Genomic DNA, 22168 nt, shown 5'->3' with positions numbered 1-22168 from the left:
GCCTTTTTTTATATGAAATGGGTTCCATATTCACTTATAGCAATCCAGCCCATTTTAATCCATGATATATGCCGTCTTCACTAACATCCTTTGTCACGTGATTTGCAAGTTTTTTCAAGTCTTCATGACCATTACCCATCACAATACCTGTCCCAACTGCTTCGATCATTTCTAAATCATTTAAACCATCTCCAAATGCATACACTTGTTCACGGTTAAATCCTAATTTTTCAATGAATTTCTCAATTCCTTTTGCCTTCGAACCACCATTCGGAATAATATCCATTGAATATGCATGCCAGCGAATAAAATGAAAGTCTGGATAATGATTAATAAACTTTTCTTCTTCATTCACTTCACAGAAAAGAAGTGTTTGATAAATATTACGTTTCTCATAGAAATCAGGTTCATATGCCGGATGCTCAAAATTTAAGCTTCCAAAACCTTCCTTCACATAATCATGATATTCCACCGATGCTCTCATTTCTTGATGATCAAGATATACAAGTGGATATCCTTCTTGTTTTGCAAACTGAGTAAACTTATGTAAGGCAGCTGGATGTAACGGGTTATTAAATATTACCTCATCTTCAAATACAACGTACTGTCCATTAAAGCTAACATAATTATGTATATTGAGTTCCTCACGAATATCTTCAAACATAAATGGCGCACGTCCTGTCGCAATTGCTACATGCACACCTTTCTCTTGTAAATGTCTTACTGCATCTCGTGTAGATTGCGGAATCTTCTTATCATGATCTAATAATGTTCCATCAATATCAAAAAAGACAATTTTATCATTCATTTGTCAAAATCCTTTCTGTTACTCTATATTCCTATTTTGATTATCGCTTTTCAAATTCTAAAAAAAAGTATAACATATTAAACATCTGTGAAGAAAGCGTTCACTTTCTGACCTTATTTATGAAACCTGCATATATATATTAGTAAAAAATGTGGATACTTGTTCGTATGAATTTTCTTTTCTATTCTTTCTCATACTATACCTATAACTAACGGCTACTAATCGTTACTATAGAATAACTTTCCCTGTATGAGAAAGGACAAGATTCAACATTCACTTTTGTCTTCTTTCTTATATCAGATATCAGAGACGGAGTTTTCACTAGTAATATGCATGTTTTAAATAAGGAAAGGAAGGAGTAATCATGCTGAAGAAGCTGAAGAAAAAGCTCAAGCGTTATTTAAAAGATCTAGTCCGTAAAAAGACAATCGCTTAAATTGTGCCCATTTCGGGCTTTTTCTTCATTCTCATTCGAAAAAACATGAAAATCGTGACTGTTTGCTTTATAATAAGTAACAGATAATGCAAAACATAGACAAGGAGAGGTTTTCCAAATGATTTTTAAAGTATTTTATCAAGTAAAATTGACTGAGGTTCCAGTACGTGAAAATACAAAAGTTTTATATTTAGAGGCTACGTCTGAAAAGGATGTTCGTAAGAAATTAAATAAGTTCGCATATAATATCGAGTTCGTTCAGTCTGTTACTGGTGCTCATCTTGAATATGAAAAAGAAAACGCTGATTTAATATTAGCGGAAATCGTATAGTCATATGAAATTTCTAAAGAATGATCAAGCTGCCGTTTTTGCTTTAGGTGGACTTGGTGAAATCGGTAAAAATACATATGCTGTTCAATTTCAAGATGAAATTATTATTATTGATGCTGGAATTAAATTTCCAGAAGACGAACTCCTCGGAATCGATTATGTAATACCAGATTACACTTATTTTGTGCGAAACGAAGATAAAATTAAAGGATTATTCATTACACATGGTCACGAAGATCATATCGGTGGAATTCCTTACTTATTACGTCAAGTAAACATCCCGATTTATGGCGGAAAATTAGCAATTGCACTAATCAAAAACAAATTAGAAGAGCACGGATTACTTCGTAAAGCAAAACTTTATGAAATTCAAGAAGATGATGTTATTAAATTTAAAAAGACATCTGTTTCCTTCTTCCGTACAACTCACAGTATCCCAGATTCATACGGAGTTGTTGTGAAAACACCTCAAGGACAAGTTGTTCATACTGGCGATTTCAAATTTGATTTCACACCAGTCGGTGAACCAGCGGACTTAACAAAAATGGCTGAAATCGGAAAAGACGGCGTACTTTGTCTCTTATCTGACAGTACAAACAGTGAAGTTCCAAACTTTACAATGTCTGAGCGCCGTGTTGGTGATAGTATTCAAGATATTTTCCGCAAAGTAGAAGGTCGTATTATCTTTGCAACCTTTGCATCAAATATCCATCGTCTACAACAAGTTGTTGAAGCGGCTGTTGAAAACAATCGTAAAGTGGCTGTGTTCGGTCGCAGTATGGAAGCGGCGATTGAAATCGGACAAAACCTTGGTTATATTCGCTGTCCGAAGGATACATTCATAGATACAGCTCAACTAAACCGCCTACCGGCTAATAAAGTTGTTATTTTATGTACAGGTAGTCAAGGTGAGCCAATGGCAGCACTTTCACGTATTGCTAATGGTACTCATCGTCAAATTCAAATCATTCCTGGCGACACAGTTGTTTTCTCTTCTTCACCAATCCCTGGTAATACAATTAGTGTAAGCCGTACAATTAACATGTTGTATCGTGCTGGTGCTGATGTAATCCACGGAAAACTGTCAAACATTCATACGAGTGGACACGGTGGACAAGAAGAACAAAAACTAATGCTTCGTCTAATTAAACCGAAGTATTTCATGCCAATTCATGGTGAATACCGCATGCAACGTATGCATATGAAGTTAGCAAACGATTGTGGTATTCCAGAAGAAAACTGTTTCATCATGGATAATGGAGATGTTCTTGCTCTTCGTTCTGATGAAGCAAGCGTAGCTGGTAAAATACCATCTGGATCTGTCTATATTGACGGAAATGGTATTGGAGATATCGGTAATATCGTGTTACGCGATCGTCGTATTCTTTCTGAAGAAGGACTTGTTATTGTAGTTGTAAGCATTGATATGAAAGAGTTTAAAGTTGCAGCAGGACCTGATATTATCTCACGTGGTTTTGTGTATATGCGCGAAAGTAGTGATTTAATTAATGATGCTCAAACATTAATTACAACTCATTTAGAAAAAGTAATGGAGCGTAAAACAACACAATGGTCTGAAATTAAAAATGAAATTACAGATACATTAGCACCATTCCTATATGAGAAAACGAAACGTCGCCCAATGATTTTACCAATCATTATGGAAATATAAGAAAAAGGACAATACCTTCATGGTATTGTCCTTTTCTCTTATCTTAAAAAGTGTTTAAAACGATCTACTTCATCGTCATGACCAATTACAATTAATATATCTCCCGCTTGAATATTTTCCGTAGCTCGAGGAGATACAATAACTTCTTTACCACGTTTAATCGCTACAATATTCAATCCAAACTTCGCACGAATATCTAATTCGATTAAAGAATGACCATCAATTTTTTTATTTGCAATAATCTCTACAATACTATGCTCATCTGAAAGCTCAAGATAGTCTAATACATTACTTGATGCAATATTATTAGCAATCCTTTTTCCCATATCACGCTCGGGGTGCACAATGTGATCTGCCCCTATTTTACTTAACACTTTTTCATGGTAATCATTTTGAGCTTTTACAGTAATATTTTTTACACCTAACTCTTTTAAAATTAATGTTGTTAAAATACTTGAATTTAAATTGTCTCCAATAGCAACGACTACATGATCAAAATTACGAATACCAAGACTTTTTAATACCATCTCATCTGTTGAATCTGCAATTACAGCATGTGAAGCTATATTTGCAAACTCATTAATTTTATCTTCATCTGAATCAATTGCCATTACTTCCATACCTAATTGAGCGAGTTCTCGGCAAATGCTTCCACCAAAACGTCCAAGGCCAATGACAGCAAATTCTTTCTCTTTTTCACCCACAGGAATTCCTCCAATAACATCGAATACTATGTATTTTTATTGTAACATACTTTAGATTTGCTACAAAAACCTGTATATCATTCTTATTTTTGTTTTTGCATATAAAAATACTGTTGTAAATAAAATGCGATACTGAAAATTAACATACCAAATACAAATATATTTCCAAATGAACTAAATGTTTCAAAAACGAATAATAACGTTTCTTGTCCGAAGAAAGCAAATAATAGTTGTGTAAATGCGAATAGCAATGCCAATATATAATGATGTTGATGGAATAAATAATGTGTTGCACCTAAAAAAGCGATAAACGAAATAATGAAAATCCACCAATTTTCTAAAAACAGTTGCCAATTAGTAAATTGATATCCATTTACTAATATCGCAATAATTCCTATAACAGCCATCGTTGGCACACTCCAAAATAATGCTCGCCCTCTAAAGAAGCGTGTTCCTTTAACATCACCTTTTTCATGTGCAATGTATGTGAGTACTACCGTACTTATGTACAAAACTGAAAGAATTGTTAAAACGATAATAAGCCAAAAATGTAATTGATAATACTCATGCTCTATGTTTGTCACGATAGCCGCTAACATACACGGGATTAACATTCCAGTCCAACCATCTACTTTTCTTTCATTCCAAAACACTGTGTTACCAATCCGTATCCCTAACAACATAAAAATAATGATACCTAGTACAAATAATGTCGTTTTATTCCCTACTAAACTCGTCGAGAAAGCAATTAATCCAATAAATAAAAAGAGCACAAACCCATTCATAATTTCTAATACAGGTGATAAATATCTTTTCACCCATTTATATGTTTCGTCATATTCGTGATTATCTACTAAACGGTAGGCATAAAAACTTATCCCAAAATACACCGCCGCAATAATAACATACGCATATAAGACGAAACACAACATTGCACTGCTAATTTGCACGTAATTCCCCACCCTTTTTTCTATGTTTCACCTTGATTTTACACACTTTCTACACGAAATGTAAACATATATAAGCTAGTTAACTAATCATCTTCTCAATAAGCGATAATGAATAATGAGCAGCGGCTCAAAACCGCTGCTCATTACTTTATCCATTTGTATGCCCATGTGTATCCAAAACAAATATGAAAGATGTTTTCGTCTTGGAACTAACAAGTACCCACTGTAAGTTTTTTCAAAGTTGGCGAGCGAGTTTACTTTCTAGTTCCTTTCCACTTTACATATTGATCTAAAAATGCGATAGCTTTCTCAATAACCTCTTCATCTGGTTTTAATTTTGCATGATGTAAACCATATTCTGAATTTACCCCAAGCCAAAACATAAATCCAGGAATCTCTTGAAGCATATAACCAAAATCTTCCCCTGTCATTGCCTCAGTACATGTAATTACATTCATATCAGTTTGTTCACTTACAAACTGCATAAACTCTCTCGTTAATACTTCATGGTTATATACTTGATGATACATCGCTCCATAGTCAATAACAGCTTCACATTGGAAGGAAGCTTCTATACCTGCAACAATTGCCTCAATCCTACTTTTAACACGCCTCATTGATTCCACTGATAAAGTTCGAATCGTTCCTTCTAACCGAGACTTTTCTGCTATGATATTTTGAACTGTACCACCTGTTATTTTTCCGATTGTAATCACTGCACTATCAAGAGGATTCACATTACGACTAATAACGGATTGAAGTTGTGTAACAAGGTGACTTGCCGCTACAATCATATCATTTGCAGTATGCGGGTAGGCTGCATGTCCACCTTTCCCTTTCAAATCAACATATAACTCTGATGTATTTGCAAATAATAGCCCCTCTTTTGTGGCAATTGTTCCTACAGCGTATTCAGGTGCAATATGAAGACCAAGAATTATATTCGGCTTCCATTCTTTTAACTCTTCACTCTCTAACATAGGAAGAGCCCCTCCTGGCCCTTCTTCAGCTGGTTGGAATAGAAACACAAGGTCATCATCTATTCTTTCTGTTACAGCTGCTGTTAGAAGGCCTAAACCGATTGTTGTATGCAAATCGTGTCCACATGCATGCATCATTCCTTCATGAATAGAAGCAAACTCATATCCAGTTTCTTCGGTAATTGATAAACCGTCTATATCTGCGCGATAACCGATAATTTTTTCTGGATTTTTTCCATTTACTTTAACAATGACACCCGTTTTCCATACTTTCACTTCCACATATTCATTCGAAAGCGTTCCTATGTAATCTAAAATATACTGTTGTGTTTTCCACTCTTTAAATCCAATTTCCGGTATTTTGTGTAAGTCTCTACGAATTTGAACGAATTTGCTTACTGCCATTTTTGCACCTCTATCTATAAAAAGCGCAAGAGCCTGTTATGCTCTTACGCTTTTTTTGTGTTTATTTCTCTGGGTTTAATTGACGAAGCTCTTGTTTAATTTCAGTTTTTGCTTTTGTCTTCTCATCAATCTCTTTAATTACACGTGCTGGAGTACCGGCAACAACTGTATATGGAGGTACATCTTCTGTTACAACAGCTCCTGCTGCTACAACTGCACCCTTACCTACTGTAACTCCCTCTAACACAACTACGTTTGCACCAATTACAACATCATCTTCAACGATAACTGGTTTTGCTGAAGGCGGCTCAATAACACCTGCAAGTACTGCACCTGCACCTACGTGACAGTTCTTACCAACAGTTGCACGTCCACCAAGTACCGCGTTCATGTCAATCATAGTACCTTCACCAATTACAGCACCGATATTAATTGTTGCATTCATCATAATAACAGCGTTGTCGCCGATTTCAACGTGATCACGAATAATCGCGCCTGGCTCAATACGAGCTTTAATACCTTTTAAATCAAGCATTGGAATTGCAGAATTACGACGGTCATTTTCAACAACGTAATCAACGATGTGCTTGCTATTTTCATCAAGAATTGTCTTAATTTCAGACCATTCTCCAAATAATACACCAGACTTTTTATTTACAAATGCTTGTACCGTTTCAGGGAATGTTACTTCTTTTAAATCCCCTTTTATGTATACCTTTACAGGAGTTTTCTTTTCACTTTTTTGAATAAACGAAATAATTTCGTTAGCGTCCATCATTTTCATTCTTGTTGCCTCCTAAATCCATTTATAATGTTACTCTACCAAACGATAGAGCGAGTAGCAAGATAATAATCCTATTTTTCCATTTGAATTTCTTCTATAATTTCTAAAAATGCCCTTACTTGCTTCAATTGTCTGGCCGATTCACTCGTCAATAACCATGTTTCTCTCGTTAATTGAACAGGTGTTTTATACATATTTTCCTGTACTTCTTTTAAAACAGTAGAAGGTAAAAGAGCATAACCTATACCATTTAAAACGAGTTGCTTGCAAGTCTCAATTTGATCAACCACAATTGTTCTCTTAGGTGGATTAGAAAATAAACCATACCACCAATTTTGTATTTGTCCATAATAAGTCGAATCACTTTTAAATTGAATAAATGGTCTATTTGTTTCTTTTAACATCGTAATATCTTTTATTTCTTTATCCACTAAATAAAGTTCATCTTCAAATAATTGTTGCTTCTGACCTTTATATTCTTGTGTTCCTCTCAATATAGCAACATGAACGTCCCCTTCATAAAATTGCTTTTGTACTTCACTACTCCAGCCAGTAAACAGCGATATTTTCACAGAAGGGTATTTATGTACAAACTTCTTCAAAACAGGAGGAAGCCAATATTGACCAATAACTGATGCAACAGCTATTTTTAACGTTCCGTGAGTTTCTGTTCTAAAAACAGCTAGCTCACTTTTAATATCCTCTTCCTTTTGCAGCATTTCTTTTGCATAATTTGCGACTTTTTCCCCTTCAGGTGTAATTGTCAATCCTTTTTGTGAGCGAATAAAAAACTTCATTCCCCATTGTTTCTCCATAGATTGTAATCGTTGACTAAGCGCAGGTTGTGAAACAAATAAACGTTCCGCCGCTTTTCTCATATTTGATTCCTGAGCTAACACAACCATCATTTGAAAATCATCAATTTGCAACTTTCTCCCTCTTTCCTTAGCTTCCATACACCTTATCTCAATAAGCTTTTCATCCTTAATTTAACTATATACTCTTATATTTTTTATCTTTTTAAATATAATACATACACAACTGATATGCACGAAAAAAAAGTGACTTCTCCGCTTCTATGAAGTCACTTTTCTCACATTATCGATTATGTTGCCTTACTTTTTTATTCAACAATTTTAAAATAGCCCGACGTGTTAAAATCCCCTCAAAATACCCATCTTCATTGACAGCGCAAATAAAAGGATGATCAATTGTCATTTCTAAAGCTTTTGCAAACGAATCTTCTAACTTAAGAACCGGAATGTCTTCCTTCATCACCTGTTCTACTTTCATTTCGTCAAGTCTTTCAAACTCAATACGTTCTAACCCTAACATACCATCTAAAATCATAGCAGTACTAATTAACCCATGCAATTTATACATCGGGTCCAAAACAGGTATCGCCGAATATCCAGATTTCACAAGAACGAGTAAAGCATGCTCTAAACCATTCCCCATTTGGACATGTGCTACTTTTTCTGATGAAATCATTAAATCTTTCACAAAAATTTGTTGAAACTCGTCTTTCGGAATACTAATCATATTACATCCCCCATTTTCCTACTTTTAATCACCGAATCTATTCATATTTTATGACAGCGTTTTCATATTATTATTTTGTCCTTACTTTATTTCAATAAAAACAAAATTACACAGCTATTTTAGCATACAACACAAAAAAAAGACTACCATCCCGGTAGCGCTTAATACCCCTTATTTTTTAATCTGTAAAATAACCTTGTGATTTTTTTATATTGTGTCACATCTGTCTGTTTTAAACCATTCTCAATATCTGTAATTTCCACAGCTAAAATTTCACTCGCATAATTTTGCTGAAATAGAATATCTAGTAACAAACTCTCTTCTTCTTCTGTTAAAACAAATTCCCTTTTCATATACCCCTCTCCTTATACTCGCATCGTTACTCTTATTATATATAATTTCCAACCTATTTAATAGATGTAATATTCAGTTTTTAGCAAAGGATATATAAAAATTGTTTTTTATTTCGTATATCGATTTGCATAACTAAACGCCGCATAAGCATCTGGCTTAATTTTTGCAGTTAATCCCATCGCTTGAATTTTCGCTGTCATATCTAGAATAAATTCTTTTGTTAAACCATCATTTCCGATATCCAAGTGAATTTCCATTATAAATCCAGCTCCCTCTTGAGCATATGGATGCAATAAATCCCATATTGTTTGTATATGATTTGGAGTAAATAGGCATGCGATCTCTTGGCTAAACTGCGTTTCTAAATATATTTTCTCACGTAAATTTGCTGGCTTATCTTTCACTGATTTATGGTGTAAACACCCCCAGGCACCTTTTCCAACGCGATGAATATGAATTGCCGTAATAAACCTCGTATCCTTTTGATGTGCTTGTGAGTCTGTCCCAATGGATAAGCGATATAAATTTCGTGGATCCTTTTCAATGAAACTACAAATACGGCTAAAGACCATATCAAAATTTAAATGTCTCTCTGAAACATTATAAAATGTATGTTCACCGGCCACATAGTCACGTCCTTTCAATTAGACAGACTTTTCGTATTCTCATTGTATGGGACAAAAATAAAAATTATAACTTCCTATCCTTTATTCGTTTCAATATTTCGAATTACATAATGGCAAACTTGGCACGTATAAATTACATTTTGATTCGATTGAGCTGTTAATACATGAATAATCTCAGCAGAATTGTGACATTTAGGACAAAGCACAACTGGTAAACGTTCCATACAACACACCTCCTCGTTATTTTTATCTCGCTTTTGCTATCTGTAAACAACCAATTGGTGATGACTAATATTCAGTATAGGACGAAGAAGCCCCACTGATTACAATTTCACTTTATTACCATTGTAGGAAAAATGAAAACTCCCTATACATATATGCTAAAAAGTAATAGAACTAAAAAAGGTGTTGCCATATGGCAACACCTTTTTTATATGTATCAAGAAATGATATCGTAAATCTCAATTGCAACCATATCGATATTATCGAATTGATACACTTGAGGTTTTTCACCTTGTTGATACACTTCTAACTCATACATTTCACTTTTATCGAAAAATTTCACGCTACATTTGCGCTCACCGTTCACTTCAAAATAGCGTTGTGCTACTTCACCGCTTTCAGCTTGTTCTTGTAGACTAACAAGTCGAGTTAAAATTCCTTGGAGTAGAGACATGAAATCTCTCCTTTCTCTGATCTTCCTACCAATAGGTTTTACAGCTATACTCATTCTATCCGTCATAACAGAAAAAATGTTCCACAGTCTAGGATAAAGGTTATTGGCCAGAAACTCAACTAAAAATTTGTCGAAATGCGAAGGAAAAAACAGAAAGAACATCTTTTCCCTTCTTTATTGCGATTTTTATACTGGAAGAATATAATAAAAAACAGAAAAAAGGAGGAATTACAATGAGAAAAATTGAGGTTTACACACAACCTGATTGTCCGCCATGTGTCATTGTGAAAGAATTTTTAAAGCATAATAACGTTGTATATGAAGAATTTGACGTAAAAAAAGACGCTGCTGCACGCAATCGTCTTTTATACGACTATGATTCGTATTCAACTCCAACAGTTGTAATTGATGGAGAAGTTGTTGCTGGTTTTCAAATTGAAAAATTACAACAGCTACTCAATATTGAATAAGAATAGGTAAAGACCTATTCTTATCTTTATCCCACTATTTGTGGGCAGTAATAGCCCGATTGGTGCGAGCTATTAATCAGTGAGAGATAAACATCCCCCACCAATTACAGTTTCACTTTATAATTGTTGTAATCGTTTTATTTCAGTTAAAAGTTCTTGGCTTTCATGATATCCGGCCAATTTCCATTTCCCTTGATCTCTTTGCAATGTTACAATTTGATATTGTCCACTTTTCGCCCGCTCATATACATATAAAATTTTATGCTCTTCATCATATGACATTTTCGTTTCTGAATGAAAAGAAAACGGCGCTTCTTTTGCTGGAAGTAAATATTCACCACTTTGTTTATCACTTCTACTATTTTCATCTGTAAATACTTGAAGGAAATTCTCTGTAAAATATGGTGATAACGTTTCTATCATCTTATTCATCGGCAAATGCTTCCCACGAATTGAAAATTGGGTTTCATAGCCCTTTTGTATCGTTGTAAACACTTCTTCCCGATCGACTTTCACTTCCTCTTTTCCTAAAACAGTTGTGACACTATAACCAACTAGAAAGGCAACGCATACAAATAGAACTAACCATATTCCATATTTCCTCATTTTTTCACCTTCCTTTTAAGAAAACTTGTCTTTGTAGTATTCATTGTAACAATGATTATGCAAAGACAGGGGTGGTTTCGTTCGTAAAATCTTTACAACGATAGACAGCATTTTCATCACCATTTTCACTATTACCAATTTATGATAAAAACAAACAAAAAATGCACGAATCTCTTCGTGCATTAAAATAAAACATCTTCTTCATATAAATATTCATACGATAAATCTATAAATAAAAAGTTTTCATCATCAATTGGGAAGGAAAATGTTCGTACCATCTCACCGGTTTCAATATCAGCATATAAATCTGAAAGTCTTGCCTTATTCTCAAAACGCATTTTCATAATATTTTCTAGAAAATACGGACGCCAACTCCAGTTCTTCATATAATACTCAGGCATCACAATCCATTCCCCATCTTTTTTTATAACGTTTCCTGATTGTTGGAAACCATCTTCGTTACAAATAAATATGCGGAAACTACACTGTGATACACTTTGGCTAAATTGTAATAACCAATCATTTATATCTTCATTCTTTTTCTGTTTGGCTAGAACATCACCAATTCGATCACGTAACATTTCTGTTAAATTATAAATTTTTTGTAATTTCTTCTTCTCATGTTGAATAAATTGATGACACTCATTACCAAGTCGTTCTTTCAAAACATTCGTTTCAATAAAATCAGGTAAGCACTCTTTCAAATAATTCCCTTGATAATATCTACCACCGTTTTTCCAAGCATATTGTAGTTGATAAAAAGCATCTATTTCTTCATATAACAATGTTGCACCAATTCTTCTAGCAAGTAATGATAAAGAATATAAAATATCTTGATAAGATTGTAAAAGTGCAGTTTGCCTTAAGTTTGTTAAATCTACTTTTAAAATATCCGGTGCTAACACGCTAATACGTTCTAAATTACTTGTACCCGTTCCGACTTTATTAATCGAAATTTGAATACCATATGTACGATAATACATAAGCAAATGATTAAATTGCTCTATATCTTCTTTACATTCATGTTCTGTAATTTCTAAAACAATGTGTTTCAAATTTAAACCTTGCTCTTCATACATCAATAAAAGTTGAAGTAAACTTTCATCATCATCGTTCATTAATACGTTAGCATTCCGATGTATGAATAATAATAGTTTTTGATCACTTTCTAAATAACGATTTAAAGCTTTTTCTACTATAATGTTATCCGCTTCCAGTTGAAACTCACTCGGAATAGAATCATCATGAAAGAAAGAAGCTAAACTTTGTATGCCCTCTTCTGTTTGAATACGTCCTACTACCTCATATCCAATTACAGTATGCTCATCAGCACTAAAAATAGCTTGATAATAAGGAAGGACTTTATCCAAGTTACTCATTACATCTAATGCATCTATCAATGTACTTCCCTCCCTTTACTTTTCAAAAATTATAACATGATATTTACGGAAAAATAATAAAAAATCCCTTCAGTTTTCCTGAAGGGATTAGAGGGGTAAAATGCTAAGGGGAATTAGCAATTCTACTATGAAGAAAAAAGAGGTCTTAAATATAACGTATATATGACCTCTTGTAAACACTTTTCTTTCACATGTCACAATTCCGTCACATTTAACCGTGAGAATATGAATCAAACATTCATTTTCTTATCCCTTTTAAAATGGATATTGATGTAAATGTTGTCCTCCATCCATTGTCATGCAAGTTCCATTTATGTACGCAGCTTCATCTGAACATAAATAATAAGCTAGACCTGCAATTTCTTCTGGCGTGCCCAGTCTTCCAAGCGGAACACTTTGTATCGTACGCTTAGCCATTTCTTCTGAAATCCATAATTTATCAGCACCGCCCGTACGTTCAATTGGTCCTGGCGCGATAGCATTAACTCGTATTCCATATTTACGGCCCCACTCAACAGCGAGTGTCTTCGTCATTGCTAATACTCCAGCCTTCGCAGCAGCCGAATGAATAACTCCCGGACCTGCATCCCATGCATATGTTGCTACCATGTTAATGATATTCCCTTTTATGCCTTTTTCAATCCAATATTTTCCGACAGCATGGCTGCAGTAAAATGTACCGTTTAATACAATATTAATGACTGAATTCCAGCCATTCACGGATAAATCTTCTGCTGGACAAATAAAGTTTCCAGCTGCATTGTTTATTAAAACATCAATTCGACCAAACTTCTCATCAATCTCTTCAATCATTTTCTGAATGTCATCAGTATTTCTTACATCCATTTGTACGGGTAATACTTGCCCCGGAAATTGTTCAATTTCCAACTTTGTTTCCTCTAGTTTTTCCTTTGTACGTCCTGTAATAACAACTCGTGCCCCTTCTTTTGCAAAACGGGTCGCCATTCCTTTTCCCATTCCGCTCGATCCACCTGTTATAATAACTACCTTTTCTTTCACATACATCCCCTCCCAAAAATGAATACACATTCATTTTATCATTTTATTTAATAGAAATCTTTATATTTTTAAACTTTTCTGATATTTTAACGTAAAGAGGTTTCTTTTTATTCGTTTTTTTCGTAATCTATACTACTTTTTTATTATTTAAAATATATTTTAAATAAACTGAAAGGAGATTTGAGTAACCTATAAATGTAACGAAAACATGTGATATAAGTTAAATAGGTATACTCATATTTTTATGAAGAAAATTACAAGAAGAGATTTTTTTAAAGCTGGAATGCGCACTTGTCTATATTCATTTATAACCACTAGCATCGGATACTATTACGCTAAATATATTGAGCCTCATTTACTCTCTTTTACAGAGCATACACTTAAATCACAACTCATACCCAAAAGTTTTCATGGTATGAAGATTCTTCAATTTAGCGATTTACATCTCGGATACTATTTCTCTCTCCAACATTTATCTCAAATCGTTTCTAAAATTAATGCTGTAAAACCTGACATTGTTCTTTTCACTGGTGATCTCATTGATAATTATCAAACATATACTGACACTCCTTTCGTTCCATCTATTTTAAAAAATATACAAGCACCCTTCGGTAAATTTTCTATTTATGGTAACCATGATCACGGCGGATATGGAACGGAATACTACGAGCACATCATGCGTGAATCTGGATTTGAACTACTACTAAATAGCGAAAAGAGAATTCGTCTACTGGATAATAGTGAAATTTCAATTTTCGGTCTTGATGATATACTACTAGGCAAACCCAAAATAGAGAAAACACTACAGCACGCGAGGCAAAACACTTATAACATTGTTCTTGTTCACGAGCCAGATATTGCACCACAAATCGCTAAATATCCAGTTAACTTACAACTTTCTGGTCATAGCCATGGCGGACAAGTACAAATTCCCTTTTTAGGTGCTATTATTACCCCATCACTTGCTAAAAACTATGTTGAAGGTTTCTATACGATTCAAGATTTAGCTCTCTATGTCAATCGAGGTCTTGGCAGAACACGCGTCCCATTCCGATTTATGGCAAAACCTGAAATTACAATTTTTACGCTCCAACATTCGTAATAATTCGCCTATTTTCTTACATATCCTTTCTTGTACGCGCTCATCCACGTTTCATTTACCATATGATAAAAATGAGTCCAATAAAGGAGGTTTGTTCATGTATCCATATTATCAACCAATCCCAGTCCGTTCAGCACCTATTGGTCCAGTAGGCGACTCACGCTTCTTTCCGTTTTTTGGTGTTCCATTTCTAGCTGGGATTGCTGGTGGACTGCTCGGTGGAGCATTAGCTTTCGGTCCTAGACCGTATTACCCACCATATCCACCACCTTTCCCACCGCCAACACCTTATCCTTGTTATGGCGGACCTTGTCAACAACCATTCTATTATTAATGTACTCCAACAATTCTACCAATGTTATTCCCTCTCTTAACTGATCCATTAACATGCTTACAATAAAAACTATTCTCTCTACGCATCCTTCTATTTAGAGAATGTATAATAAGTAGAGAACAAAGTAAAAAAACCTCTTAAAAAAAGAGGTTTTTTTACTTTGTTCTCATTATTCAGCATCCGTGTTTTGATACGCCATCTTAAACAACTTCACTTGGCTATCAATTTCTTCTGTACTACTATTAATAACATAGTAGTACTCACCAGATTTATTCTGTTCACGTGTTTTCACATTATCAGCTAATATAAGTTGTAAAATCGCCTTAATTCTCGCCTTCATTTCAATATCTAATATCGGGAAAGATATTTCTACTCTCTTCTCCATATTCCGCGTCATCCAGTCAGCTGAAGATAAGTATATTTTCTCTTCTCCATTATGATGGAAATAATAAATTCGGCTATGTTCTAAATATCTCCCGACAACACTAACTACCCGAATATTTTCACTTACATTTGGAATACCAGGCCTTAAACAACAAGTTCCTCGAACGATGAGCTCTACCTTTACTCCAGCTTGTGATGCTTCATACATTTTTTTGATTAATGGTTTATCTGTTAATGAATTCATCTTAGCGATAATATATCCATTTCCATATTGCCTATGATAACGGATTTCTTCATCTATTAAATCCATAAATTGCTCTCTTATATCAAATGGTGCAACCGATAAATGATGAAAATGTGGCTTGGTTGTATAACCACTCAAATAATTAAAGAAATTTGTTGCATCGACCCCAAAGTCTTTTCGTGATGTAATATACCCAAAATCAGTATATAACTTTGCTGTTGCGTCATTATAATTTCCAGTCCCGAGATGTACGAACCTTTCGATTTTTCCGTTTTTTCTTCTTACAACTAGCGTAATTTTACTATGTGTTTTCAAATGACTTACACCGTAAATAACGTGACAGCCTGCCTTTTCTAATTCTTTAGCCCAATGCACATTATTTTCTTCATCAAATCTTGCCTTCAATTCAACTAATACCGTAACTTGCTTCCCTTTTTCAGCTGCTACCTTTAGCGCCTGAATAATCGGTGAATCCCCACTTACTCGATATAATGTTTGTTTGATTGCAAGTACATTCGGATCGTCTGCCGCATCACGGACAAAATCAACTACTGGCTGAAATGATTCAAAAGGATGATGTAATAAAATATCATGCTCAATTGCTTTTTCGAATACATCTTCCGCATCCCCCAAGTCTTGAGGCCGTTGCGGAATAAGAGCCGGATATACTAGATGTTCATATAAAGGAGCTAGTTTTTTATATAAAGAAAATAGACATGTTAAATCTAATGGTCCATCCATTATATACACATCTTCATCTTTTACTTCCAACACCTCATATAATAATGCTAATACTCTTTCATCAATATGCTCTTTGCCAACTTCTAAACGTACAGCAGCTCCCCACTTACGCTTTTTTAATTCTTTTTCAATTACCTTTAATAAATCCCTCGCACCTTCTTCATGAATCGTTAAATCCGCATTGCGTGTAATACGGAAACGAGTAACAGACGATACTTTATATCCTGTAAATAATTTATGAGTAAAACCACTAATTACATCTTCTAATAAAATAAATTTATGCTTTTGCCCCTCACTCGGTAAAAATATGAAACGTTCAAGTAATGAAGGAACTTGTACAATTCCTAACTTCGTGCGGTTTTCTTCCTCCACTTGTTTCTCATCATATAAAAGAGTAGCTAAATTCAAACTTTTATTTAATAACATCGGAAATGGACGATATGCATCAATAGCTACAGGTGTTAAGACTGGAAAAATCTGCTCATCAAAATACTCTTCTATAAATTCCCTCTGTTCTTTCGTCAAATCGTGGAATGTTAAACGTTCAATCCCCTCTAACTCCAGCGCTGGCAACACATAATTTTTAAACGTATCATATTGTACAGTCATTAATTCATGGGCCTTTATCGCAATTTTATTTAATTGCTTTTTTGGTGTTAAGCCAGCCTTATTTTCTGGTTGGTTAAACCCAGCACTCACTTGATCCTTCAATCCTGCTACGCGTACCATAAAGAATTCATCTAAATTGGAACCGAAAATGCTAATAAACTTTAACCTTTCCAAGAGCGGATTTGTTTCATCCTGCGCTTCTTGTAGTACACGTTCATTAAATGCTAACCAACTTAATTCTCGATTATTGTAATAAGCTGTATCATTTAAATTCACTATATTCCCCATCAACATTTCCATCCTCTTCACACTTCCCCTGAAACTTTTTTACTATAATTTAGTTACTTTTATTTTAGCAAATTACAATATTCCAAGGTGTTAATTTTTTGTAAAGACATCCGTACAACTTAACGTTTTGATTCGAAGGATAAATTAATAGTCGTTTTCAACACTCTTTCCAGCTGCTTTTTTTGTTTTTCAGCTTGCACTTTTTCCGCTAATGCCGATTGCTCACATACAATTTTAAATGTTAATCCTTCTTTACTTTCTGTTATAGATATCGATTCAACAAGCGATCTTTGTCTTATATTCAGAGCTGCTGAAAACTGTAAAACAGCCCCTAATAGGCGGATTTTTTTTTGTTCATTTTTATCAAACCATCCTTCAAATGGGGACAAATGTTGTTTGAATAACATTTTTGATTTATAAGACGCAATAAGCGCTAATCTAACTCGCTCTTTATGCATCATCCCATCAATTGTTTTATTCGCTAATAAATAAAACGTATGTAAGCGGCTCGCTTCTTCGTCTATATATTTACCTATATTAAATACTTTCGCTGCTTGATGGAATACTTCCCAGTCTTTTACTGACATAGAAATCAGCCCTGTTTCTTCAAGTTGTTGACAAATGAGTCTTCCATGTTTAATAAGCTGCATTACAAATTCCATATCCATTTCATATTCATGTGATAATAAATACAAACTTTCTTCGACTACGTTCGGATAATATGAAATCCCCAAATCTTTTGTCAACTCTTCATAGAAAACACCTTCTCGTAACCCTTTTCTACTTAACACAAATGCTGGTGCCTCTATAACATTAACAAGCGTATGAAAAACTTCGACTGCTGGAATAATTGTATCTGCTCGATCTTTTGCCAATCCTTCCAATTTTTGAAGTTCTATGAACGACAATGCTTCCAATTCTTCTTTCACATTTTTAATATCTTCTTCTTTCATTTTATATAAATGTACCCCTGCTATAGGATAACAAATTAAATTTTGATGGATTTTCACTAAGTTCCTCGCACTACCACCAATTGCAATAAGAGGCAATTTCTTATCAATTAACCATGGTAATGTTCGAAATTGATATTCTAAGTACGTTTGAATCTTTTCCAACTCGTCTTCAGTAGGTATATCCTCTTTAATAAATTGTTGCTTTAAAGAAAGTGCTCCAAAGGGAAAGCTATGGTACTCTAGAATCTCTCTATTTCGAAAATATGTAACTTCTGTACTTCCTCCACCAATATCTACTGTAATTCCTTCAGAGAACGAAGTTGAATTCATAACCGCTAAATAGCCGTAACGTGCTTCTTCATATTCTGATAAGACTCTAAGAGTAAAGTCTGTTTGTCCTTCAACCAGTTTTTTAATTGCCTCTTGATTCTCAGCCTGTCTAATTGTTGCTGTTGCAACACAAAGTACATGATGCAACTGGTGGAATCGTGTACTTTCTTGAAATTGAAATAACGTTTGTAACAATACCTCTATTCCTTCTTCATTTAACACACCATCAATTAAGTAATTCCTTAGCCGAGCAACCACTTTCGTATTTTCAATCTCCTTATAAAAACCTCCGTTTTGCTTTTCATAAATAACTAAACGCATTGTATTAGATCCAATATCTATAATGGCATATTGCTGTTTTAATATTTCTTTCAAACTTCTCACTCTTTCATTATCAAATTTCTAAAACACGTTCTATTACTATTATACAAAATAGTTGTTTTTTGTAACAATATTGCTTTAATATTGAAAATATATACAATCACTTTTTGCATATAATAAAAACCTCTTTTATTTATGTTATAATAATGAAAAATTGAAAGGAGATTCAATATGAAGCCTTCACAACCACAATCTCAATTACAAAACCAACATTCTATTAATCGACTAGCTCAATCTATTTTCGTTGTGAATCGTCATGCTAAAGCTGCAACTAATCCGAAGTATTTATACTGGTTAAAAAAGACGGCTTTAGAACGCTTAATTGCTGAGAAAAAAGCTATTAAAGAAGGATTACATTTTTCTAGAAATCCACGTTTTAGCCAACAACAATCTGATGTTCTTATACGTTTAGGTGATTATTTTTTCCATATTCCTCCTACCAAAGAAGATTTTCGAATCCTACCACATCTTGGTCATCTTGAATCCTCCTATCGAAATCCGAAAACAACCTTATCTTTAACAGTAGCAAAAAAAACACTTCAAGATTATATTGGTCCTGAAGCATTGAAACAAGAAAAAAAATTAAGTGAACCTGTTCCATGGTATAGTCGTACTTATACAAAAAAATAAAACAGTTTGGCCAATTGTAGGCCAAACTGTTTTATTTTTTCTCTTCTTTAATTTTAATATTTGCTTGTTTATAAAAAGCTATTTTTTCTGTATTATAAGATTTCGTAAATTCATTAAACTTGTCTTTTTCTGATTCAATATCCTTATAAGATTGATTTACTACTTTTACCTTTTCACTAATATCTTTTAATTTTGTACCTTTATCTTGTAACATTGTATATAATTCTTTTTCTTGTTTTAACGATTTATTATAGCTATCATACATCTTGTTAAATGAATCTTGTCGTTTCTCATATGCGCTTTTCACTTTACCTGCTTGATCTTTCAATTTCTTATCTTCAATTTTCTTCACATATTTATCTACTGATTTCACTTCTTCTTGTGCCTTATTTAAAGATTCTTTTTCTTTTTTTAGCACTTTTTCTCGTTCATCTGTATTTTTCACTGCTTGGTTCAGTTTTTCCTTAACAGTTTGATTATTATCTTTTCCTTCTTGAACAATCTGGTTATATAATTCTTGTCCTTCTTTCTCTAAAGTTTCAAGTTTCTTTGCATCTTCAAACATTGTTTTTTCTTGCTTTGCAGCATTTTCAAACGCAACATATAATTCCTCTTCTGGTTTCGGCCCGAAACAACCAGCTAATAAAGTCATTGATAATGCAGTTACAATTGCTAATTTACTATACTTCAACATCTTTTTCCTCCTACTTATATACGATCATCGTGTAAAAAGCTATGAAAATTATATACCCTTCTATAAACTCCACACTCGCACCTTTTTTACGAAAATCATTGATATTATTTATTATACTTGTCAAATTGTATTACTTGAAATTACATTTTGCGTCTTTGAACTCAATAGCAGTTTCGTATCCATCTTTACATATACTTTTACTTGGTACTTTTTAAAACTTGTTCATACTATGTATTACATAAAAGTACAACGGAATTCATCACAGCCATAATAATTTGAAGAACAACAGTAATAATTCACCTGATAAAAGATGTTCGTTGTTCTCTCACGTCTATCATTCTATCATTCCCTTTCCGCTTTCTATCAAATAATTTCTTTGTTCATTTTACACAGTTTAAATGCTAACTTGCAACAACTTACAATTATTCTTGTCATTCCCTAAAAAGGAAAAGTGTAGAGCATGCTTCCCTCTACACTTTTAAAATGAAACACATTGTGCAAAATGCATTGACACATCCATCATAATTATATGCTTATTCCATATATTTTTAAAGACTTTTATTACAATAAAAGTTCTTTTTGTAATAAAAGTCAAAAAAATGTTACATTAAAAACTTCTTCATATCATATTTCTTTAAATCAAAGTTTCACTCATTTTCTTACAAATCCCTATGCTGGTACAATTGATTTTGTGCCTTTCTTAACAATTCTTCAAAAGTTTTTCCTCCTATTGGATAACTAGCAGCTCCAAATAATAGCGTCATACTTAACAAACCATTTTCTATTTCACTTTCAATATTTTTCATTAATCGATTTGTTATTGTCGACTTTTCATGTCCGTTATCAATCGCCACAATAACATACTTATTTTCATCCCACCTAGTAACGACATCTCCTTTACGAATTGTCTTTACAATCGTACTCTCCAATTTTTGTACTAACACCTCCAATTTTTTTTCTTGCACTGTTTCTTTTAGTTCTTTCCATTCTTTCACAGAAAGAATGTACACTGTAATATTATGAGAATCCCGTTCTGATAAAGCAGCTACTTTCTCAAAGAAATCAACTACAAAATCATTACTTGCCATTCCCCCTACTTCCGTATCCATACGCCCACTCGCTCTTTTATCATACCAATGTCCAAAATAATAGCTGAGTATCATTTGCAATATATAAATAATAAAGACGGTATAAAATGATCGCGAATCCAGTTTTGTAATTACATCCTGAAGCGCAATCCATTCTGTAACTGCCACTGTATTCCCAAGTAATAACCCACTAATTTTCCCTTTATGTTTCATACTTCCCCTCCTTTCTATACCAATATATGTTTCTATAACAATTATGTTTTTCTACAAAATAAAAAATGTACATATTGAGTGTACATTTCCGCTTAAGCTTGTCTACCATTTCTATTCTATTTCATATATATACTATATATCGTTTTAGAAAGAGGTGACTTATATGCTACAAAAAGAGAATCTATCAGATATTATACGTTTACTAGCAGGTTTTCTATTATCATTAAAATTACTGTTTAATTCTTTCGGAGTGAACTTTATTACAAACGATCAAATTGATGCTATTGTAAATGTTGCTTCCTTTCTTTTCATTTTATATTTTGGTTATAAAAATAATTATGTAGGAAAAAAAGGAATCGAGCAAAAAAAAGTACTCAAAAAACACAATCTTCATTAAAAAAGGAACCTTTCTT

The 22168-nt window shown here is 33.5% G+C and carries 25 protein-coding genes; 7 read left to right on the top strand and 18 right to left on the bottom strand.

Translation table 11 applies throughout. The features are described 5' to 3' along the window. Positions 1-34: 34 nt before the first annotated feature. Positions 35-808, bottom strand: coding sequence for a Cof-type HAD-IIB family hydrolase (locus JDS99_RS04250; RefSeq protein ID WP_000998280.1), 774 nt, complete (start codon positions 806-808; stop codon positions 35-37). Between the two features lie 554 nt (positions 809-1362). Between JDS99_RS04250 and JDS99_RS04245 the strand changes: the two genes are divergently transcribed. Further along, positions 1363-1575 carry a DNA-dependent RNA polymerase subunit epsilon gene (locus tag JDS99_RS04245; RefSeq protein ID WP_048546139.1) on the top strand — a complete coding sequence of 71 codons (213 nt, stop codon included), beginning with the start codon at positions 1363-1365 and terminating at the stop codon, positions 1573-1575. 4 nt (positions 1576-1579) lie between these two features. Next, positions 1580-3247 carry a ribonuclease J1 gene (gene rnjA, locus JDS99_RS04240; protein ID WP_000670370.1) on the top strand — a complete coding sequence of 556 codons (1668 nt, stop codon included), beginning with the start codon at positions 1580-1582 and terminating at the stop codon, positions 3245-3247. A gap of 38 nt (positions 3248-3285) precedes the next feature. Here rnjA and JDS99_RS04235 read toward each other — a convergent pair whose 3' ends face one another. The 10 genes from JDS99_RS04235 to JDS99_RS04190 all read right to left on the bottom strand — a co-directional run bounded on the left by JDS99_RS04235 (position 3286) and on the right by JDS99_RS04190 (position 10268). Continuing rightward, positions 3286-3951, bottom strand: coding sequence for a potassium channel family protein (locus JDS99_RS04235; RefSeq protein ID WP_000504032.1), 666 nt, complete (start codon positions 3949-3951; stop codon positions 3286-3288). Between the two features lie 83 nt (positions 3952-4034). Continuing rightward, positions 4035-4901 carry a hypothetical protein gene (locus JDS99_RS04230; protein ID WP_046956446.1) on the bottom strand — a complete coding sequence of 289 codons (867 nt, stop codon included), beginning with the start codon at positions 4899-4901 and terminating at the stop codon, positions 4035-4037. A 254-nt stretch (positions 4902-5155) separates the two neighbouring features. Then, positions 5156-6286: an N-acetyldiaminopimelate deacetylase gene (locus tag JDS99_RS04225; RefSeq protein WP_199694595.1), complete on the bottom strand. Its 1131-nt coding sequence runs from the start codon at positions 6284-6286 to the stop codon at positions 5156-5158. Positions 6287-6347: 61 nt separating this feature from the next. Next, a complete protein-coding gene (dapD, locus tag JDS99_RS04220; protein ID WP_000783245.1) occupies positions 6348-7070 on the bottom strand; it encodes a 2,3,4,5-tetrahydropyridine-2,6-dicarboxylate N-acetyltransferase in 723 nt (240 codons plus the stop codon). A 71-nt stretch (positions 7071-7141) separates the two neighbouring features. Further along, the gene (locus JDS99_RS04215; RefSeq protein WP_002008407.1) at positions 7142-8026 is read right to left on the bottom strand and encodes a LysR family transcriptional regulator; all 885 of its coding nucleotides are present in this window, start codon (positions 8024-8026) and stop codon (positions 7142-7144) included. A gap of 142 nt (positions 8027-8168) precedes the next feature. After that, entirely contained in the window at positions 8169-8612 is a 444-nt protein-coding gene (gene cbpB / locus JDS99_RS04210; RefSeq protein WP_000623572.1) for a cyclic-di-AMP-binding protein CbpB, read from the bottom strand. Positions 8613-8773: 161 nt separating this feature from the next. Then, a complete protein-coding gene (abbA, locus tag JDS99_RS04205; protein WP_048546142.1) occupies positions 8774-8965 on the bottom strand; it encodes an antirepressor AbbA in 192 nt (63 codons plus the stop codon). A gap of 108 nt (positions 8966-9073) precedes the next feature. Then, positions 9074-9592 (bottom strand): ribonuclease H-like YkuK family protein, encoded by a 519-nt coding sequence (locus JDS99_RS04200; RefSeq protein WP_097889651.1) that lies wholly within the window; start codon positions 9590-9592, stop codon positions 9074-9076. Between the two features lie 74 nt (positions 9593-9666). Then, complete coding sequence (locus tag JDS99_RS04195; RefSeq protein WP_087985092.1) at positions 9667-9816, bottom strand: hypothetical protein; 150 nt, start codon at positions 9814-9816, stop codon at positions 9667-9669. Positions 9817-10031: 215 nt separating this feature from the next. Beyond that, positions 10032-10268, bottom strand: a complete 237-nt coding sequence (locus JDS99_RS04190) for a YkuJ family protein (RefSeq protein ID WP_000055151.1) — start codon at positions 10266-10268, stop codon at positions 10032-10034. A gap of 233 nt (positions 10269-10501) precedes the next feature. On the opposite strand from JDS99_RS04190, the gene JDS99_RS04185 reads away from it, so the two are divergent. Next, on the top strand, positions 10502-10738 hold the full coding sequence (locus JDS99_RS04185) for a glutaredoxin family protein (RefSeq protein WP_001225788.1): 237 nt from the start codon (positions 10502-10504) through the stop codon (positions 10736-10738). A gap of 117 nt (positions 10739-10855) precedes the next feature. Here the strand turns inward: JDS99_RS04185 and JDS99_RS04180 are convergent, their stop codons facing one another. The 3 genes from JDS99_RS04180 to fadH all read right to left on the bottom strand — a co-directional run bounded on the left by JDS99_RS04180 (position 10856) and on the right by fadH (position 13764). Next, entirely contained in the window at positions 10856-11344 is a 489-nt protein-coding gene (locus JDS99_RS04180) for a DUF3993 domain-containing protein (RefSeq protein ID WP_001233813.1), read from the bottom strand. Positions 11345-11526: 182 nt separating this feature from the next. Next, the gene (locus tag JDS99_RS04175) at positions 11527-12744 is read right to left on the bottom strand and encodes an EAL domain-containing protein (RefSeq protein ID WP_097889650.1); all 1218 of its coding nucleotides are present in this window, start codon (positions 12742-12744) and stop codon (positions 11527-11529) included. Between the two features lie 255 nt (positions 12745-12999). Next, positions 13000-13764: a 2,4-dienoyl-CoA reductase gene (gene fadH, locus JDS99_RS04170; RefSeq protein WP_000660912.1), complete on the bottom strand. Its 765-nt coding sequence runs from the start codon at positions 13762-13764 to the stop codon at positions 13000-13002. Between the two features lie 244 nt (positions 13765-14008). On the opposite strand from fadH, the gene JDS99_RS04165 reads away from it, so the two are divergent. Together JDS99_RS04165 and JDS99_RS04160 are read left to right on the top strand one after the other, a co-directional pair. After that, positions 14009-14866 carry a metallophosphoesterase gene (locus JDS99_RS04165; protein WP_048546146.1) on the top strand — a complete coding sequence of 286 codons (858 nt, stop codon included), beginning with the start codon at positions 14009-14011 and terminating at the stop codon, positions 14864-14866. Between the two features lie 97 nt (positions 14867-14963). Further along, positions 14964-15200, top strand: coding sequence for a hypothetical protein (locus JDS99_RS04160; RefSeq protein WP_000283744.1), 237 nt, complete (start codon positions 14964-14966; stop codon positions 15198-15200). A 169-nt stretch (positions 15201-15369) separates the two neighbouring features. Here JDS99_RS04160 and JDS99_RS04155 read toward each other — a convergent pair whose 3' ends face one another. Further along, entirely contained in the window at positions 15370-17478 is a 2109-nt protein-coding gene (locus JDS99_RS04155) for a polyphosphate kinase (RefSeq protein WP_088064322.1), read from the bottom strand. 107 nt (positions 17479-17585) lie between these two features. Continuing rightward, the gene (gene ppx, locus JDS99_RS04150; RefSeq protein ID WP_046956440.1) at positions 17586-19124 is read right to left on the bottom strand and encodes an exopolyphosphatase; all 1539 of its coding nucleotides are present in this window, start codon (positions 19122-19124) and stop codon (positions 17586-17588) included. A gap of 177 nt (positions 19125-19301) precedes the next feature. Between ppx and JDS99_RS04145 the strand changes: the two genes are divergently transcribed. Further along, positions 19302-19760 (top strand): YkyB family protein, encoded by a 459-nt coding sequence (locus JDS99_RS04145; protein ID WP_000804864.1) that lies wholly within the window; start codon positions 19302-19304, stop codon positions 19758-19760. 31 nt (positions 19761-19791) lie between these two features. Here JDS99_RS04145 and JDS99_RS04140 read toward each other — a convergent pair whose 3' ends face one another. Continuing rightward, positions 19792-20454, bottom strand: a complete 663-nt coding sequence (locus JDS99_RS04140) for a YkyA family protein (RefSeq protein ID WP_088064323.1) — start codon at positions 20452-20454, stop codon at positions 19792-19794. Between the two features lie 659 nt (positions 20455-21113). Continuing rightward, positions 21114-21755 (bottom strand): diguanylate cyclase domain-containing protein, encoded by a 642-nt coding sequence (locus JDS99_RS04135; protein WP_087985096.1) that lies wholly within the window; start codon positions 21753-21755, stop codon positions 21114-21116. A 163-nt stretch (positions 21756-21918) separates the two neighbouring features. On the opposite strand from JDS99_RS04135, the gene JDS99_RS04130 reads away from it, so the two are divergent. Next, a complete protein-coding gene (locus JDS99_RS04130; RefSeq protein WP_000939452.1) occupies positions 21919-22152 on the top strand; it encodes an SPP1 phage holin family protein in 234 nt (77 codons plus the stop codon). Positions 22153-22168 lie beyond the last annotated feature (16 nt).

Source organism: Bacillus cereus group sp. N6, assembly GCF_016483705.1.
GTDB classification, from domain to species: Bacteria; Bacillota; Bacilli; order Bacillales; family Bacillaceae_G; genus Bacillus_A; species Bacillus_A wiedmannii.
The sequence above is the reverse complement of the archived record's forward strand: the minus strand, read 5'-3'. Positions and strand labels throughout refer to the sequence as shown.